Consider the following 17023-nt stretch of genomic DNA (forward strand, 5'->3'; position numbering starts at 1 on the left):
TCTTAATCTTCTATATAACCGGATTTCCTGAGTACACTCCCGGTTTGATAACGCTTTTTCGTACCAAGCTTCCCGCTCCCACTACAACATCATCACATAAACTGACCCCATTGGTCAATACTGATTGACTGCCGATAAAACAACTGTTACCTATCTTGCAGTCACCATTCACCATCGCTCCCGTAGAAATATGACATTGATTGCCCACATAGACTCCATGCTCAATATTGCAAAAGGTATTGATAATCACATTTTCTCCAACTATTGCACCCGCATTGACAAAAGCGTGATGCATAACAACCGTTCCCGCTCCCAGGCAGGCATGACAGGATACATAAGCTGTAGCGGCAATCAAAGTCGCCAATGTGCCTCCTGCTTCACATACCCGATTGAATAATTTGATACGCAAAGAAGGATTCTTAATGAACCCGACTGTTATTACAAATTCACAGGTCTGCAAATAATCGGTTATTTGATCATCAGTCCCTATTATAGGATAACCAAGTACCTTTTCTCCTACCGCTTCAGGCATGTCAAGTATACCACAAATTGCACGCCCTGCACTTTCTGCCACTTCAATGACTGACTGACAATGACCGCCACCGCCAATAAGAATTAACGGTTTCATACTTTCAGCCTTACACTACTCGGTATATTTACAATTCTGTCAGCCAGCCACTCCGTATTCTTCAGCCCATCCGTTTCGCAATGCTTGAACATCTCCAAGCGGCTCATCAGTTCCCATACCGGACGAGTCATAACACCATGGTCATTAGTATATTCCAGAAAATCCTGCTGTGCAACCTTGTCTTTCAACATCACCACATTCAGCCAATAGTTAGAACGGCAGTTCTCTGGTTCGGTAAAGAATGTAATGTTCGAGATATTTTTGAAAAAATCTGCATAGATTTGGGCTGTTTCCCGCTTGTTTTCTATATAACAGTCAAGGTTCTCTAACTGAGCACATCCTAATGCCGCATTGATATTCGGCATGCGATAGTTATAGCCTATATGATCATGCACGAAAGCCCAACGATGAGAAACTTTAGCCTGTGTTGTCAAGTGTTTGGCCAGTTTGCCTAATTCCTCATCTTGAACCAACAGCATACCGCCACCACCGGTCGTAATGGTTTTATTGCCATTGAAACTGATGACACCAACCGTACCAAAGGTTCCGGTATGTTTTCCTTTGTACAGACTTCCGATACTTTCAGCAGCATCTTCTACCAGTTCAAGATGCCACTCATTACAAATCTGAACCAATTCATCCATTTTTACTGGATGTCCGAAAGTATGCATAGGCACACAAGCCTTTACACGACGCCCAGTATTTTTATTATAGCACACTCCTTTTTTTAATTCCGCATTTTTCTCCAACCAGTTTTTTACAGCCTTCGGTGACAGCCCCAACGTTTCCATATCCACATCAATAAATACCAAATGAGCACCGATATAACTAATTGCATTACATGTGGCAATAAAAGTCAGTGCCTGTGTCAGTACTTCGTCATCACGTTCAACTCCAACTAATAACATGGCCATGTGAAGTGCATTAGTACCACTTACACAAACAACAGCTTTACGGGCACCGGTATAAGTTGCAATCTCTTCCTCAAAGCGGTCAACAAACTTGCCAACACTAGAAACGAAAGTAGTGTCAATACATTCATTCAGATATTTCTTTTCATTTCCGATGAAAAGCGGGGCATGCAAAGGTACTGTTTCTGATGTCCCGAACAGTTGGTGGACAAAATCGGTTACTTGACTATACATGATAATGATTACATTTTTTGATCTAAATTTTTACCTTTCTCTTCGTGTTCAAAATTGGGGATAAACCGCCTGATAGCGCAAATGACTTCTTCTTTAGTAAACGATGGCTTATTGAAAATTTCCTCCATCTCAATGAAGAAATGCTCAATTTCTTCCATCGGGCGTTTTTTCACTTCTTCAATCACGCCCAAACTTTTGAAACGGTTCATATCCAGCTTTTCACCGGATACATAAAATTCCTCGTATGCCTTTTCGCCCGTAGTATCACTTCTAAAGTAAACAACCGGGTATTCTTTACTTTCAAACGGCATTTCCTGTGCAAATTTCTTAGCGTCTTCATCTGTAGAAAATTGTTTTTTATCACAACCAAGCATCTTTACATACTCATCACAAATGGCTGAAAATGTCAACATTTGTTTCTCTCCAAGTTTTGGAAAAAAGATTTCCCCACTCTTGCCCAAAATGCAAGCCAACATACAAATTTGTCCGCTTTCTTCGGGTGACACAAAATAGCGTTTCACATCATCTGGAGCAGCCAAAGGCTGTTTACGCATGACACGATGAATCCAACCATCAGGTAAAGAGCCGTTTGAAAAAGCCACATTAGCAAAACGGGCTGTTGTAACTTTAAACTTGGAAGTATATGCCATAATCATGTCTTCCATGATACGTTTGCTGGCCCCCATAATGTTAACTGGATTGGCTGCTTTATCGGTAGATACGCAAAAAAAATGTTTGGGGGGATAAACGGTCAGTAAATCAAGTAAGCGCTTTGCCTTGATATCATTGTTTTCAATTAAAGCTTGAATAGAATATTTGTCCTTCTCGCTGCGGACATGTTTGTGTGCTGAGAAATTGGCAAAGATATCAAATCCCTTTTCTTCCCTAAAAATGCGTTCAAAAATTGGATCGGCAAAATTCAATGTGTAAGTACGGTATTCATCGGGAACGTACACCCCATACGTAGAACGGAGATCACGAGTAAGCTCTGCCAAGCCATTTTCATTTAGGTCAATGACAATCAACTTGGAAGGTCTGAACTGTAATATTGCTTTAATAAAGGAAGAACCTATTGAACCAGCACCTCCCACCACACAGACGCTTTTGTTCTCAATCTCTTTTTGCAAAGTTTTTTTATTTACTTCAATATCTTCGGCAAACATACTTCTCTGTCTGTTTATTACATGATCTGCAATAAACTGTTCCAAATTTATCATAATTCAATTTTTATAATATGCTTTAGTATTTCTAGAATTTCTTCCCAAACACAATATTCATAAACGTCATAAACAGTATCTTAGTGTCGAATCCCCACGAACGATGCTCCAGATAAAACAAATCGTAACGCAAGCGCCGCAACATCTTCTCTAAAGTGTCGGTATAACCGTTGTAAAGCGTGGCGTATGAGGTAACACCCGGACGAATCTGGAACAGGTAACGGTAACGGGGGTCTTTAGCCATAATCTGGTCTATAAAGAACTGGCGTTCGGGGCGGGGACCGATGAAAGCCATATCGCCGCAGAATACGTTCCAAAGCTGGGGAAGCTCATCCAGGTGATGGTCACGAAGGAATTTACCGACTTTCGTCATACGCGGGTCTTCGGCACCGGCATAAAGGGCGGGGCCATACTTCTCCGCATCCAGTTTCATGCTGCGGAACTTATAAATATTAAAAGGACGGCCGAACCTGCCGATACGCTCCTGTTTGAAAATTGCGGGACCGCCGTCTTCGCGTTTCACAGCAATATAACAAACCAAGAATAAAGGAGAAAAAACGATAAGCGCGCAAAGGGCAAGAAAACAATCGCCGATACGCTTCACATTGCGCTCGAAAGCATTCATTCCGTCGGGGATGAAATGGTCATCTTTCTCTATTGGTTCCATAAAATAAAAGTCTTAGTTTAGATAGTCGAATAGTTTAGGTCGGTGAATAAGCAATAATAAGATAAAGACATCGTTTCGGTCTTGGAAGCCATGCTATTCTATCACTTCATAAGGATACTGGTTCTCCTCGAAGTTCTTCAGTTCATCGATTATATCCACCTGCTCCAAGGTCAGCGAAGACCTGTCCCAAGTGTCGATGATGCTGTGCGCCTCCCGTGCCAACTCCTCATCATAAGCTTCGCTATAGCAATAGACAAGAAGCTGGACCTTGAGCAACGATGCGGGAAGTTTGGGAAGCACTTCCCAACTCCTGTCCAATACCTTCTGGATATATTGCTGCTTGTGGCCGTTATCGTAAATAGTAGCGGCAAAAGCAGCTAAAAGGCCAAGACAAAGTTCAGCTTCGGACTCCACAGTTTTGCCGCGAGTGCCATAAAGCTCCAAGGCCTGCTCGTAAACGTCACGATTCAAACGTGTAAACTCGTCCACATAAATGGGACTCCCGTCAAGCCCGTAGGTGAGAAGACGATGGGCTAAGGAAAATAATGAATCCATTGAAGTCAATTGAGTTATGAATTATATGTTTATGAATTATTTACAAGGAAAAAGATTATTCCACAGGCTCCACCAGGGAAGGAGGAATAAAAGTAGTGGCAACCGCCATGACACCCTCAATATTGACCACCACCCGGCGGTCATGGCGGATACGAACAAATTCTCCGATTACACCCTCGAAAACACCACCGGTAATACGTACCTTCTGCCCTTTGACGAGATGCAACTCGGCAGGCTCTACATAAAGAATGGCTTCGTCGCAACTGCCTGCTACAAGAATAAAACTGCGCATTTGCGCTTCGGGAATGACAACCGGACGGCAATGCTCACGATTCATAATGAAACGTATGGGCATAGACGATTCGAGCCTGTCTTTCAAAGTATCTATACGCTTGCGGGTAGAGTGGACAAAAACGAGATTATGAATGGCCGGAAGCAACTTACGGACACGTTTACCCGATTTTATGATATATTCATAGCGCATCGGGATGAAATTCTCGATTTTCTCGGCATCCAAAATTGCTTTCAGAGCCAGTTCACGGCTATAAGAGACGCGGATAGCAAACCAACATTCGTCCGATTGACTATTGGCAACAGGCGATTGGCAAGCTGGGGTGCATTGCTGCATCTCAGGAGATGTATTTTCTGATAAACGAGGCATTGATTCTGTGATAATCGCAAGATTGGAAATAATCGACTCCTTGTGAAAAGGGTGTTCTTTAGGGACACCGGAGTAGCGTAGTACCTACCGGTCAAGTTATGTAATGCAGTTATTTCCAATAGTTTAGTTAGCATCCATATTGTTTTAGAACTTCCTACCGTCGCGGAAAAAGAAGTAGAAAAACAGTTATGTTAGTTATCAGCCTATAAAGGGCTGGAAACGAATAAACTAAAAGAAAAAATTATCTTTTAGACGTTCGTTTAAAAGACACCCGTTTCGTATGCCTTCCAAAAGAGAGAATTCATACGAATAGCAGAATAATAGTGATATTTTCTTAGTGAAGGTAATATGTTGTATCAAAGCTGATTAGATATAGAAAAGTAGTCGAGTGAAAAGATTTTTATTAAACATTTTGCCCGTTTCATAAATACATCGTATCTTTGTGCACATTAAACGAACGTCTAAAAAACATCCCTCCCCCGTCAAATACAGCAGACACATCTCCCGATGCCGCATTTCTCCCCCACCCGCCTGCAAAAAATACATACCCTCATTTATTTGTGCATCTCATCGATAAAAACTAATTTCGGCGCTCATATTTTTTTTCATCATTAATTATCGAAGGGCATAAAATAAAAAATAAAATGAAAAGAGATACATTCCTCAACAGCATAAAAAAAACAAGAATAAGAGTAAACCGATTAGTAAACCGACATCAAATCAAGACATTAGGAAAAAGCGGGGAGCTAAACCCGGAGCCCCCATTACGGGTATAAAAGAACACCGGGAAATCATTGAAAAAGTTATCCTGAAAATGTACCTGCAAGGGTATCTGAACGTACCTCCCACATCCGGAATAACCACTTTGGCGAGGTTCCTTTTCGAGAAAGGATTATTCCTGACAAGAGAAGATACTCCCCTGGCAATCAACACTATCAGAGGAGAACTCACCGATTTGCTAAAGGACATGAAGTGTGTAAATCCCAGGAGAAAACATAATAAAAAATAAGTAAAAACCGCCCGCAATTAATGATGAACAAGCTATTATGAAAGGAGCTATCTTTGCCTGACAATTAGCAAGGATTGAGCCACAACTGTAAAGATGCCGTTTTTTCCCAGGAAGAACGGCATCTTTCTTTTTTCCGCCACTCGAACCCCGCTGAACACAAATCTGTATTAACCTACAAAATTAAATGATTATGAACAAAAAAAAGCCGGCTTCACTTCACGAGGCAACCCTGAACCTATGGAAAATCCGTATCATCCTGGAAAAGAACTATACGGAAAACTGCGCCGCATGGATGGCCGGACGCATCGAAAGCCTCATAGATTACATGCAATACGGACAGGCGCTCATAGCCTACCACAAACAGGACGGGACATTCAAACTTGTCAGAGCAACACTGATACCCTATCAAAAAGCATTCGAAAAAGAATACGACATTACAAGAATCGCAGGTACGGTTATATACTGGGACATCGAATTGCAGGAATGGAGAACCTTCCAGCTCGAAAACTTCCTCGAATGGCGGCCGATATGCTGAAAAATTACTAACTATTAAAAGGAGAAACTATGGCAATGAATTACGGGGGAATCATGTATTTCCCGCTGAATGTGAATTTCTTTGACGACGCACCGATAGAACTCGTAGAGGCCAAATGCGGATTGGCAGGGATTACCGCTGTGATGAAACTATTGTGCAAGATGTACAAAGAGAAAGGATATTACCTGTTGTGGGACAAAGAGCAGTGCACGCTCTTTGCCCATAAAACGGGCATTGAAGAAAAAAGCATGGAGAAGATTATCTACATTCTCATAGAAAAAGGATTTTTCGACCGTAAATGCTATGAAGAACAGTACGTACTGACCTCCGTAAGCATCCAAAAAGTATGGCTCGAAGCTACCAAACGAAGGAAAAGAGACTTGAACACCCTACCCTATATGCTGGAAAGCTGCATACGGGATGAAATGAATTGCATATCCGACAAAGAGAATTGCATGCCCGGCAAGGAAAATTGTATGCAGCCTGCATACATTCCGCCCGAAAAAGCAGACAATCCGGTACAAAGTAAAGTAAAGCAAATAAAAGCAGTAACAGAAGAAGGAAGTACCGGAGGGAATTCTCGTCCGTCCGTACCGGAGTACGCCTACAATAAGCAGACGCACAATTATGACGGGCTGATTTTTACCCTGCAACAGATGAAAATCACCAATCCCGATGAAATCGACGCCATTCTGCGCCTGTCCGACTACGGCAGGCTGAAAGGATACGTATGGCAGGTGATACACTCTACCCGTTGGAGCGAAATTATTGCCAAAGGCAAATACCTCATTGCAGTACTGGTAAAGGAGAAGAAAAAGGCGGGAAGTTAATGCCGGGGACGAACAGAGAGCTTACAAAAAATGAAGTCAATATCATAACTCCATGATGTTGACTTCATTGTGATAACGATATTAACTGGCTGTGTATTATGCAGTTAACATTATCGGGACGGCAATATTAACTCTTATACGTAAGTCTCGAGCAACTTTACCCTTTCACCTTCCGGCACGATTGTCACCTCCTGGGTAACGGCAGGCAGCAGAACCGTTTCGCCGGCATGCAGTGTCACTTCATTCCGGTTCTCGTCCGTAAGGCGGCAAGCGCCCTCCACGCAAATAAAGATTACAAACGAATCCAGTTCGGAATAGTCGCAGGTAATTTCCTCCGTCATGTCATACAGGGAAGTCGTGAAATAAGGGCTCGCCACCACTTCGACCGGTTCATTCTGAACATGTTCGTAGCTCGTACGGAAATCATCCTGCACGTCGGCAAAGTTTATGGCATCCATAGCCTGACCGGTGTGCAGCTCGCGCAACTTGCCGTCCTTGTCCTTACGATTGTAGTCGAAGATACGGTAAGTAATATCGGACGTTTGTTGAATTTCCGCGACAAACGCACCGGCACCGATACCGTGTACACGACCGGCAGGCACATAGAACACATCTCCCGGCTCGATGTCGCACGTCTGGAGGACTTCGGCGAACGTTCCGTCATGCACCCTGTCCTTATATTCTTTCGGCGTTATCTGCTCGGCAAAGCCGGAAATCAATTTCGCACCTTCATCCGCGGCGATAACATACCACATCTCATTCTTTCCGAAACTGTTATGACGTTTCTTGGCAAGCCCGTCGTCCGGATGCACCTGGATAGACAAGTCCAGCCGGGCATCGATAAACTTTATCAGCAACGGAAACTTATTTCCGAACCGGGCATAGTTTGCCTCACCCACCAATTCGTCCCTGTATTTACGCACCATTTCGGGCAGGGTGTACCCCTTGTCCACGCCATTGGCAACTACAGATTCACTACCTTCCACTGCTGAAACTTCCCAACTCTCGCCTACATTCGGCAGAGTTTCATTCAAATGTTTGAACGGGATAATCTTGTCACCACCCCAAAGTGTCTGTTTCAGGATGGGCTCAAATTTTAGAGGATACATTCGTTGTTTTAATTAGTACAATTCGATACTGTTATAATACTTTTTCAGATTAACGCGACAAACATACAAAAAATATCAATTTGTCTTCCATTTGTTAAACGCTAAACTTTCATAAAATGTTCTCCACATTTCCCTGCAATTACTTGGGGGAACAAAAGAATTTCTTTTTATTTGCAAGAAAATTAATTAATACCATGAATATGATAGACACTACTCCGACAGAAAATAATCTGTCCGGCCTGGACAGGAAAGATTTTCAAAAGAATATAAACAGCAAAAAGACAGATTTATATATCCTCAAAAACGCCCGGGGCATGGAAGTTGCCGTAACCAATTACGGCTGTGCAATCCTCTCGATTATGGTTCCCGACAAGCACGGGAAATATGCCAATGTCATTTTAGGGCACGACAGCATAGAGCATGTAATCGACAGTCCCGAACCGTTCCTAAGTACTACGATAGGCCGTTACGGTAACCGGATTGCCAACGGCAAATTCACTTTATACGGCGAGGAACACCGGCTGGCGGTCAACAACGGCCCCAACTCGCTGCACGGCGGTCCGACGGGTTTCCATACCCGTGTATGGGATGCAACCCAACCTAATGAATCGACCGTCATATTCAACTATACGTCCGCCGACGGCGAAGAGGGCTTCCCCGGTACTTTGGAAGTAGAAATGACCTACCGTTTGGAAGACGAGACGAACGCCCTGGTTATAGAATACCGGGCTACAACCGATAAAGCTACTGTCGTCAACCTGACCAATCACGGCTTCTTCAACCTCGCCGGCATCTCCAATCCTACACCTACCGTTCTGAACAATATCATAACTATCAATGCCGATTTTTATGTCCCTATCGACGAAGTGTCTATCCCTACGGGAGAGATTTTGAAAGTAGAAGGTACGCCGATGGATTTCCGTACCCCTCATACTATCGGAGAGCGTATCGATGACAAATTCCAACAATTGATAAACGGCGCCGGATACGACCATTGCTATGTGCTGAACAAGACGGAAAGCGGTGAACTGAGCCTTGCCGCCACCTGTACGGAGCCTGTCAGCGGACGCACCATGGAAGTATATACCACAGAAAACGGCGTACAGCTCTATACCGGAAACTGGCTGGGCGGATTTACCGGTTCCCACGGCGCCACCTTCCCGGCAAGAAGTGCCGTATGCTTCGAGGCGCAATGCTTCCCCGACACCCCTAACAAGGCACATTTCCCGTCGGCAGTATTACTCCCCGGCGACGAGTACCAGCAAATTACCATATACAAGTTCGGCATACAGGAATAAGATGAAACAACTAACCTAATTATAAACTTATTAAACCCTTCAAAACCATGACACAACAAAAACAGAACGGTAAACTCATCGCAATCATTACGATGATTTTCCTTTTTGGTATGATTTCCTTTGTTACCAACCTCGCCGCTCCCATGGGGATTGTCCTCAAAAACCAGTTCTCCGTATCCAACGCGCTGGGAATGCTGGGCAATTTCGGTAACTTCATCGCCTATGCGGTAATGGGAATACCGAGCGGTATCTTATTACAAAAAGTAGGATATAAAAAGACAGCACTCATTGCAGTGGCTATCGGCTTCATAGGTGTAGGCATCCAGTTCCTGTCCGGACATTCCAGCCCCGAAATGGCATTCGCCGTATATCTGGTAGGCGCATTCATCGCCGGTTTCTCCATGTGCCTGCTCAACACGGTCGTTAACCCGATGCTGAACAAGCTGGGCGGCGAAGGAAACAAAGGCAACCAGCTTATCCAAATCGGCGGTTCCTTCAACTCCGTAATGGCAACTATCACCCCGATGTTCGTAGGTATCCTCATTGCAGGTTCTATCGAAAAAGCCACCATATCCCAGATATTCCCCGTAATGTACACGGCAATGGCAGTATTCGCACTCGCATTCTTCGTACTGTTATTCGTTCCGATACCGGAACCCAATACCGCTACGGCCACAGAGCCTATCGGCAAACTGATGTCCGGCGCCTTGAAGTTCCGCCATTTCATCCTGGGAGCTATCGCTATTTTCGTATATGTGGGCATCGAAGTAGGCGTACCGGGTACATTGAACCTGTTCCTTACCGACCCGGTAGAAAAGGGCGGTGCAGGCATCGCATCCACCATATCGGGCTTCGTAGTAGGTACTTACTGGTTCCTGATGCTGGTAGGCCGTCTGGCAGGTGCATCGCTGGGCGCTAAAATATCCAGCAAGGCAATGCTTACGTTCACTTCCGCCCTGGGGTTGATTCTGGTATTCCTCGCAATCTTCTCCTCCACGGACTCATTAGTAAACCTGCCGGTACTCCAGCAAAGCGCTACCGGCGGTCTGTCCTTCGGACTCGCAGAAGTTCCTATCAACGCCATGTACCTGGTATTGGTGGGGTTGTGTACATCCATTATGTGGGGTGGTATCTTCAACCTGGCGGTAGAAGGATTGGGTAAATACCTGGCAGCCGCTTCTGGCTTGTTCATGGTACTGGTTTGCGGCGGCGGCATCCTGCCCGTTATCCAGGGACTGGTTGCAGACATGGCAGGCTTCATGGCAAGCTACTGGGTAATCATCGCAGCCCTTGCCTACCTGCTGTTCTACGGCCTGATAGGTTGCAAGAATGTAAATAAGGATATCAAAGTAGATTGACAGACAACGATATAGGTAATTAGATTTATTCACCTTAAAAAACAATATCATGGATATAGAATACGTAAGAAGCCGTTTCATCAAGCATTTTGACGGAACAACAGGAGCAGTTTATGCTTCTCCGGGGCGCATCAACCTAATCGGTGAACATACCGACTACAACGGTGGTTTTGTATTCCCCGGAGCAATCGACAAAGGCATGATTGCAGAAGTGAAACCGAATGGCACAAACACGATCAAAGCTTATTCAATCGACTTGAAAGATTACGTGGAATTCGGTCTGAACGAAGAAGATGCTCCCCGCGCCAGTTGGGCAAGATACATTTTCGGCGTATGCCGCGAAATGATTAAGCGCGGCGTAGAAGTGAAAGGTTTCAATACCGCTTTTGCAGGCGATGTGCCCCTGGGCGCAGGTATGTCCTCCTCCGCCGCATTGGAAAGCACTTATACGTATGCATTGAACGATTTGTTCGGCGACAATAAAATCGACAAATTCGAACTGGCTAAGGTGGGACAGGCTACGGAACATAATTACTGCGGTGTAAACTGCGGTATCATGGACCAGTTTGCTTCCGTATTCGGTAAAAAGGGCAGCCTTATCCGTTTGGATTGCCGCTCGCTGGAATATCAGTATTTCCCGTTCGAGCCGAAAGGTTACCGCCTGGTATTGGTAGACTCCGTTGTGAAACACGAGCTTGCTTCCTCCGCATACAACAAGCGCCGCCAAAGCTGCGAAGCCGCCGTTACCGCTATCCAGAAGAAGCACCCGCATGTGGAATTCCTGCGCGACTGCAACATGGAAATGCTCGAAGAGGCCAAAGCCGACATCAGTGCGGAAGACTTTATGCGTGCGGAATATGTGATTGAAGAAATCCAGCGCGTACTCGACGTTTGCGATGCACTGGAAAAAGGCGACTACGAAACGGTAGGTCAGAAGATGTACGAAACGCATCACGGCATGAGCAAGCTGTATGAAGTAAGCTGCGAAGAACTCGACTTCCTTAACGACCTGGCTTTCGATTGCGGCGTAACGGGTTCGCGCGTAATGGGCGGCGGATTCGGCGGCTGTACAATCAATCTCGTTAAAGAGGAACTGTACGGCACATTCATCGAGAAAGCCAAAGAAGAATTCAAAAAGAAATTCAACAGAAGCCCGAAGATTTACGATGTCGTAATCAGCGACGGCGCACGCAGATTGGAATAAATCGAAAAAGCGATAAAATGATAAAATGATAGGGTGATAAAGCGGTTTTCCGCAATATCACCCTATTTTTTGTACTTTAGGCAGCCCTGTTACCTTATTGCGATAGTACTTTACCGCCTCCTTACCCTACCGCCCCACCATTATTTCATAACTTAATATATCCCTTCCGTCGTCATCCGTACACGTTTCATCGTCCCGTCTTCATTATAGTACAGACGCTCTATACAGATTGAACGCCGGAAACTGCCACCATTGGGGTTAATGCTGCCGTTATGATATATAAAATACCAATTTCCCTTGAACTCGATAATGGCCTGATGATTCGTGTTGCAGTTACCGGCCAACTCGTTTAAAATACCCTTGTACTCCCACGGGCCTGTAATGCTGCGGCTCATGGCATAGCATATCTTCTCGGGAAATTCGGATGCATAGGAAAGGTAATACCAGTCTCCTCTTTTATGAATCCAGGGAGCTTCCGTAAAACGGGGCAGGTCTACGGGAATAATCGGCCCGTCCAGCTCTATCATATTCCTTTTCAGCTTGGCAAAGTAACACTGGCTGTTGCCCCAGTACAGATATGCCTGCCCGTCATCGTCGATAAAGACGGTAGGGTCGATATCGTCCCAATAGCTCTTGCTGCGCTCCGTCGTCATGTCATTGGTAATAAGGGCAGACCCGTGGGCATCCTTAAACGGACCTACGGGCGAATCGGACACCGCCACGCCGATAGATTTGCCGGGAACGGTCTTGTGCTCCACCGTTACATACCAATAGAATTTGCCGTCGCGTTCTATCACCTGGCTTGCCCAAGCCTCGCCTTTCGCCCACGAAAAATCTTCGGCTTTCAAGGGCACGGGATGCTCCGTCCAGGTTTTCAGGTCGGAGGACGAGAATACACACCATTCTTTCAAATCATAGTGTTCCGCCGGCGGAGGACATTCGTCGTGGCCGCCGTAGATATATAGTTTTCCGTTATGCACCATTGCTGCCGGGTCGCCTACGAACTTATACTTCACTATCGGATTTCCCGTAGCAATAAAAGTGGTGTCGCCTTGTGCCGACAGTCCCTGCGGAACTGCCAGCATCAAGGAAACGGCTCCCAAAACAAGCCGGTGGAATCTGTTTGCTTTCATATTAATCTATGATTTCTTCTGCTTTTTCAATATGTACACTGCAAATGAGGAAGGCTCCAAATCCACGTCCAGCGTTTGCCCGTCAATACGCAATGCAGTTTCCTGCGGAACAATTGCTTCCGGATTTTCAATCGTATTATCCTTATCCATGTCTGCGGAAGAAAGTTTGATGCAACGTCCCTCCGACAAGGTTTCTTTCTTCTTCAACCCGTCGAATTTCAACGACAAAGACTGTACTTTGCCGGAAGTATTGGCTATCTTCACGATGATTTCATCCGTATTCTTGTCGTACACGGCACTTGCAAACAGCCCGTTCTGACCCTCAGCACCCGTTACGGGCTTTTTATCCATAGTCAGGGAGAGCACATTCGTCCCCTTATGCGTTGCAAAAAGCTGCTGTACATAATAGCTTACCGTACGCACGGAATTCAGGTTATCGAACCATATCATGTCCGGACGCCACTGCCAGCCCTCTACATGGGCGAACAACGGTGCATAAGTAGCCATGTGCACAATATCCGCATTCCGTTCCAGCCCGGTCATAAAAGCGGCTTCGAGCAGCGAGGCATGGAAGTGGTTCCACTTCTTGCCCTTGCCATGGCACGCATATTCTCCGGCAAAAACCTTAGGCCCTTTGCGGTCGTAATTATCGTAACGCGCCCCCTGGCTGAGGAACCACGTTTCCGGACGATAGAAATGCTCGTCTACCAAATCCGCTTTCAATCTTTTCATCTCCGGCCAGAGGTAATCGAACTGTTCCCCTTCCGAATCGGGGCCGGAACTACCCACAATCTTGATTTCGGGATGTGCCTTGCGGATAGCCTTGACAAACGGTTCCAGGCGCTCGGGATACTCCTTGCCCCACTGCTCGTTGCCTATACCGATGAATTTCAGGTTGAACGGAGCGGGATGCCCCATATCGGCACGCACTTTTCCCCACGGGGTATCGGCAGCGCCATTGGCAAATTCTATCAAATCGAGTGCATCCTGGATATAACTGTCCAGGTTGCAGAGGGGCACATGCGCATCCGCATCCGTATTCTGGAACTGACAGGCCAAGCCGCAACTCAATACCGGCAAAGGCTCTGCACCGATTTCCTCCGAAAGCTGGAAGAACTCATAAAATCCCAGGCCGTAACTTTGGTAATAGTCGGGAAAGAAACGGTGCGGAAAGGTATATTGCCACCGGTTTTCGTTGAGCGGACGGTTTTCCACCGCACCGACGGATTTCTTCCAGTCGTAGCGCGATGCAAGGTCAGTGCCTTCCACGATACACCCGCCGGGAAAACGGAACACACCCGGCTTTATATCTGCCAACGCCTGAGCCAAGTCCTTGCGAAGCCCGTTTTCGTGTCCTTTCCACGTATCGACCGGGAAAAGAGAAACATGTTCCAAATCTACCGTCTGCGGAGAAGCCAGGAAGATGCGGAGAACGGCTTTCGGGTGGGTTACCCCCGGTTTCAGTATCACCCGGTATTTCTTCCACTCCTTCGAGTCGATTGTCAAATCGGCAGTGGCGAAAGCCTGCTGTTCGCCCATGGATTTTGTATCGGCCAGCTCTACACGGATTTTACCCGCTGCTCCCCCCTCCGGCACACGTGCCCACACGGAAAAGCGATACTCCTCTCCTTTCTTTACGCCGATTCCGAAAAAGCCTTCATTATCCAATCCTGTCTGCTTATGCGGATGCCCGGCATACGACAAGCGCACGTAATGCGGGTTTCTTTCAAAAGGGCCGTCGTCCTTCAAGGCTACCTTGCCGAATGTTTTCCACCCCATAAAGTGTTGCGGAAACTCGAACGAGCGGTTCTTCACGAGTTCGGCATACAAACCGCCGTCGGCAGCATAATTGATGTCTTCGAAAAACAAGCCGTACATGGTAGGCTGGATTTCCGCCCCCGGTTTTCCGGCTTGTATCACCAGTTCATTTGTTTGCGCATGAAGTGCCGAACCTGCTGCAAGGGCCAGCACAGCCACTAATTCTTTGTAACTTTTCATGGTATAAAACTATATTATGATTAAATCAGTTTATCCTTTTGCCCCATACAGACCTGCCGCGGCTGTCGAGTCCCGTAAAGAGAACAGTTTCCTGTTCGTTCTCCCAGTCATGTCCGGCAAATACAATCAGGTTATCTATAACTTCGCCTTCCAGAGTCAGGGACAGCAGTTGCTTCGCTTCCGAAAGTTCCCAACTGCCTTTATTTCCACCCAAACGCCCGTTCCGCTCCAAAGACAGCAGATGCGACACGTTCCATTCCTCCTCTTTGAGCCGGCCTTCGCCCCACAAGATTTGTCCTGCCTGCAAGCGGCGTTCGTACACCGGTTCCTGCACCCGTATAATTTCCCACTCGCCTGCCATATCCGCCGCCGAGAACTTACGGGGAGTACTGCCCGTATAACGTTCGGGCGATACCACCGGCCAGCCGTCGGCCGTAAAGAATACCTGCCGTAAATGGAGGTTCATCATCTGGTTATCGGGCGACAGCCGTCCCTGATGAACCATGAAGTATTGCCCCTCGTCCGAGGTGAAAACACCGCAATGTGCCGTACCTGCCCAGCCCGGATGATTATTGAAGCGGTACGGCGCCGTCAGGACAGGGTAGTTATTGGTAGTGTCCTTCAGCTCCACGCCGAAAAAGTCGGTAAACGGTCCTTCCGCCTTATCCGAACGCCCTACCCTCACATTATAGGTAGTCATCAGCGGGTCGTAGGAAACGAACAGGTAATATTGCTTTAAATCGGGATTATAGATGATTTCGGGAGCCTCCAGGTTATCTTTCCGGTAATTGGCACGACGGGCGATAAGATGCCCCTTATCCCCTTCCCTTACGGGAAGCCCGGTTGCAGGGTTCAACTCCACGCAGTACAACCCGCCGAAAAACGAGCCGTAATGCATCCACCACTTACCGGTAACGGAATCTACGGCAATGCTCGGGTCGATAGCGTTCATCACCGAGGAATTGTCCGTCTTGACGACGCATCCCCGCTGTGTCCAGGGACCCTCGGGCGATGCGGATTCCGCCATACCGATGTAGGACGTCTTACGGCCAAAAGCCGATACGCAATAATACAGCCTGTATTTATCGCCCGAAGGTATTATATAAGGAGCCCAGATGTTGGTCGCTCCCTCTCCGCCTGCATGGGAACGTACCCACTGTACGGCCACCTGCGGTATTTCGGGGAAAGCCCAGCCTACAAATTCCCAGTTCACAAGGTCTTTGGAACGGCGGACTTGTATATATCCCAACGGGACATTCTTTTCTTCCGCCTCCTTGCGGTTCTCGCCCCAAATGGCATCGGTGGAATACATATAATAATAGTCGCCCAGCTTACGGCACGACGGGTCGTGTACGTTATAAGTTCCCCACGAACGGTAATCTCCCATGGACGATACGGCAGAATAATCATCCTGCCAGGGATTGGGCATAGCCACGGGAGTAAAAGCCGGAGGATTGCAAGCGGCAAACAGCACTCCCATGGAACAGACAGTCATGTACAGCAATTTTTTCATACTATCGACAAATAATTAAATTATATTGCAAATGTACGCCACGTCCGAACCCGGAGAGGTGGATATATGAACTTTTAAGGAGGACAATTTGCCAACCGGGGCAAAAAGAGCCCGGACTTTTATTGTCGTCGCAAGTAATCTATTAACTTTGCTTTCACTAATA

The 17023-nt window shown here is 46.4% G+C and carries 15 protein-coding genes; 5 read left to right on the plus strand and 10 right to left on the minus strand.

What is annotated here, in order from left to right; genetic code table 11:
* Positions 1–10: 10 nt before the first annotated feature.
* From C233_RS0111855 to C233_RS0111880, 6 genes are all read right to left on the minus strand, one after another.
* Entirely contained in the window at positions 11–628 is a 618-nt protein-coding gene (locus C233_RS0111855) for a NeuD/PglB/VioB family sugar acetyltransferase (protein ID WP_018667803.1), read from the minus strand.
* Entirely contained in the window at positions 625–1773 is a 1149-nt protein-coding gene (locus C233_RS0111860; RefSeq protein WP_018667804.1) for a LegC family aminotransferase, read from the minus strand. Before C233_RS0111860 ends, C233_RS0111855 begins: the two co-directional genes overlap by 4 nt.
* A gap of 8 nt (positions 1774–1781) precedes the next feature.
* Complete coding sequence (locus C233_RS0111865; RefSeq protein ID WP_018667805.1) at positions 1782–2990, minus strand: UDP-N-acetylglucosamine 4,6-dehydratase; 1209 nt, start codon at positions 2988–2990, stop codon at positions 1782–1784.
* Positions 2991–3021: 31 nt separating this feature from the next.
* Positions 3022–3657 (minus strand): sugar transferase, encoded by a 636-nt coding sequence (locus tag C233_RS0111870; protein WP_018667806.1) that lies wholly within the window; start codon positions 3655–3657, stop codon positions 3022–3024.
* 93 nt (positions 3658–3750) lie between these two features.
* A complete protein-coding gene (locus C233_RS0111875) occupies positions 3751–4212 on the minus strand; it encodes a UpxZ family transcription anti-terminator antagonist (RefSeq protein ID WP_018667807.1) in 462 nt (153 codons plus the stop codon).
* A 55-nt stretch (positions 4213–4267) separates the two neighbouring features.
* Positions 4268–4840, minus strand: coding sequence for a UpxY family transcription antiterminator (locus C233_RS0111880; protein ID WP_018667808.1), 573 nt, complete (start codon positions 4838–4840; stop codon positions 4268–4270).
* 1226 nt (positions 4841–6066) lie between these two features.
* Here C233_RS0111880 and C233_RS0111890 point away from each other — a divergent pair.
* Together C233_RS0111890 and C233_RS0111895 are read left to right on the plus strand one after the other, a co-directional pair.
* Positions 6067–6417 (plus strand): SH3 beta-barrel fold-containing protein, encoded by a 351-nt coding sequence (locus tag C233_RS0111890; protein ID WP_018667810.1) that lies wholly within the window; start codon positions 6067–6069, stop codon positions 6415–6417.
* 29 nt (positions 6418–6446) lie between these two features.
* Positions 6447–7247 carry a DUF4373 domain-containing protein gene (locus tag C233_RS0111895; RefSeq protein WP_018667811.1) on the plus strand — a complete coding sequence of 267 codons (801 nt, stop codon included), beginning with the start codon at positions 6447–6449 and terminating at the stop codon, positions 7245–7247.
* A gap of 134 nt (positions 7248–7381) precedes the next feature.
* On the opposite strand, the gene C233_RS0111900 is transcribed toward C233_RS0111895, so the two are convergent.
* On the minus strand, positions 7382–8356 hold the full coding sequence (locus C233_RS0111900; protein WP_018667812.1) for a type I phosphomannose isomerase catalytic subunit: 975 nt from the start codon (positions 8354–8356) through the stop codon (positions 7382–7384).
* A 200-nt stretch (positions 8357–8556) separates the two neighbouring features.
* Here C233_RS0111900 and C233_RS0111905 point away from each other — a divergent pair, with 200 nt between their 5' ends.
* From C233_RS0111905 to galK, 3 genes are read left to right on the plus strand one after another with little or no spacing between them, the layout of a single operon-like run.
* A complete protein-coding gene (locus tag C233_RS0111905) occupies positions 8557–9654 on the plus strand; it encodes an aldose epimerase family protein (RefSeq protein WP_025068763.1) in 1098 nt (365 codons plus the stop codon).
* Positions 9655–9701: 47 nt separating this feature from the next.
* On the plus strand, positions 9702–11012 hold the full coding sequence (locus tag C233_RS0111910) for an MFS transporter (protein WP_018667814.1): 1311 nt from the start codon (positions 9702–9704) through the stop codon (positions 11010–11012).
* 49 nt (positions 11013–11061) lie between these two features.
* On the plus strand, positions 11062–12216 hold the full coding sequence (gene galK, locus C233_RS0111915) for a galactokinase (protein ID WP_018667815.1): 1155 nt from the start codon (positions 11062–11064) through the stop codon (positions 12214–12216).
* 152 nt (positions 12217–12368) lie between these two features.
* Here galK and C233_RS0111920 read toward each other — a convergent pair whose 3' ends face one another.
* Genes C233_RS0111920 through C233_RS0111930 form a run of 3 tightly spaced genes read right to left on the minus strand, consistent with a single transcriptional unit; the run spans position 12369 to position 16860 of the window.
* Positions 12369–13349: a glycoside hydrolase family 43 protein gene (locus tag C233_RS0111920; protein ID WP_018667816.1), complete on the minus strand. Its 981-nt coding sequence runs from the start codon at positions 13347–13349 to the stop codon at positions 12369–12371.
* A gap of 6 nt (positions 13350–13355) precedes the next feature.
* On the minus strand, positions 13356–15347 hold the full coding sequence (locus tag C233_RS0111925; protein ID WP_018667817.1) for an alpha-L-arabinofuranosidase C-terminal domain-containing protein: 1992 nt from the start codon (positions 15345–15347) through the stop codon (positions 13356–13358).
* Positions 15348–15372: 25 nt separating this feature from the next.
* Complete coding sequence (locus C233_RS0111930) at positions 15373–16860, minus strand: arabinan endo-1,5-alpha-L-arabinosidase (RefSeq protein WP_018667818.1); 1488 nt, start codon at positions 16858–16860, stop codon at positions 15373–15375.
* Positions 16861–17023: the final 163 nt, after the last annotated feature.

The organism is Bacteroides gallinarum DSM 18171 = JCM 13658, assembly GCF_000374365.1.
GTDB classification, from domain to species: domain Bacteria; phylum Bacteroidota; class Bacteroidia; order Bacteroidales; family Bacteroidaceae; genus Bacteroides; species Bacteroides gallinarum.

Bases quoted from the DNA above. Each gene is read 5' to 3' on its own strand.
- C233_RS0111855 (WP_018667803.1), bottom strand. From the start codon at position 628: ATGAAACCGTTAATTCTTATTGGCGGTGGCGGTCATTGTCAGTCAGTC.
- C233_RS0111860 (WP_018667804.1), bottom strand. From the start codon at position 1,773: ATGTATAGTCAAGTAACCGATTTTGTCCACCAACTGTTCGGGACATCA.
- C233_RS0111865 (WP_018667805.1), bottom strand. From the start codon at position 2,990: ATGATAAATTTGGAACAGTTTATTGCAGATCATGTAATAAACAGACAG.
- C233_RS0111870 (WP_018667806.1), bottom strand. From the start codon at position 3,657: ATGGAACCAATAGAGAAAGATGACCATTTCATCCCCGACGGAATGAAT.
- C233_RS0111875 (WP_018667807.1), bottom strand. From the start codon at position 4,212: ATGGATTCATTATTTTCCTTAGCCCATCGTCTTCTCACCTACGGGCTT.
- C233_RS0111880 (WP_018667808.1), bottom strand. From the start codon at position 4,840: ATGCAGCAATGCACCCCAGCTTGCCAATCGCCTGTTGCCAATAGTCAA.
- C233_RS0111890 (WP_018667810.1), top strand. From the start codon at position 6,067: ATGATTATGAACAAAAAAAAGCCGGCTTCACTTCACGAGGCAACCCTG.
- C233_RS0111895 (WP_018667811.1), top strand. From the start codon at position 6,447: ATGGCAATGAATTACGGGGGAATCATGTATTTCCCGCTGAATGTGAAT.
- C233_RS0111900 (WP_018667812.1), bottom strand. From the start codon at position 8,356: ATGTATCCTCTAAAATTTGAGCCCATCCTGAAACAGACACTTTGGGGT.
- C233_RS0111905 (WP_025068763.1), top strand. From the start codon at position 8,557: ATGATAGACACTACTCCGACAGAAAATAATCTGTCCGGCCTGGACAGG.
- C233_RS0111910 (WP_018667814.1), top strand. From the start codon at position 9,702: ATGACACAACAAAAACAGAACGGTAAACTCATCGCAATCATTACGATG.
- galK (WP_018667815.1), top strand. From the start codon at position 11,062: ATGGATATAGAATACGTAAGAAGCCGTTTCATCAAGCATTTTGACGGA.
- C233_RS0111920 (WP_018667816.1), bottom strand. From the start codon at position 13,349: ATGAAAGCAAACAGATTCCACCGGCTTGTTTTGGGAGCCGTTTCCTTG.
- C233_RS0111925 (WP_018667817.1), bottom strand. From the start codon at position 15,347: ATGAAAAGTTACAAAGAATTAGTGGCTGTGCTGGCCCTTGCAGCAGGT.
- C233_RS0111930 (WP_018667818.1), bottom strand. From the start codon at position 16,860: ATGAAAAAATTGCTGTACATGACTGTCTGTTCCATGGGAGTGCTGTTT.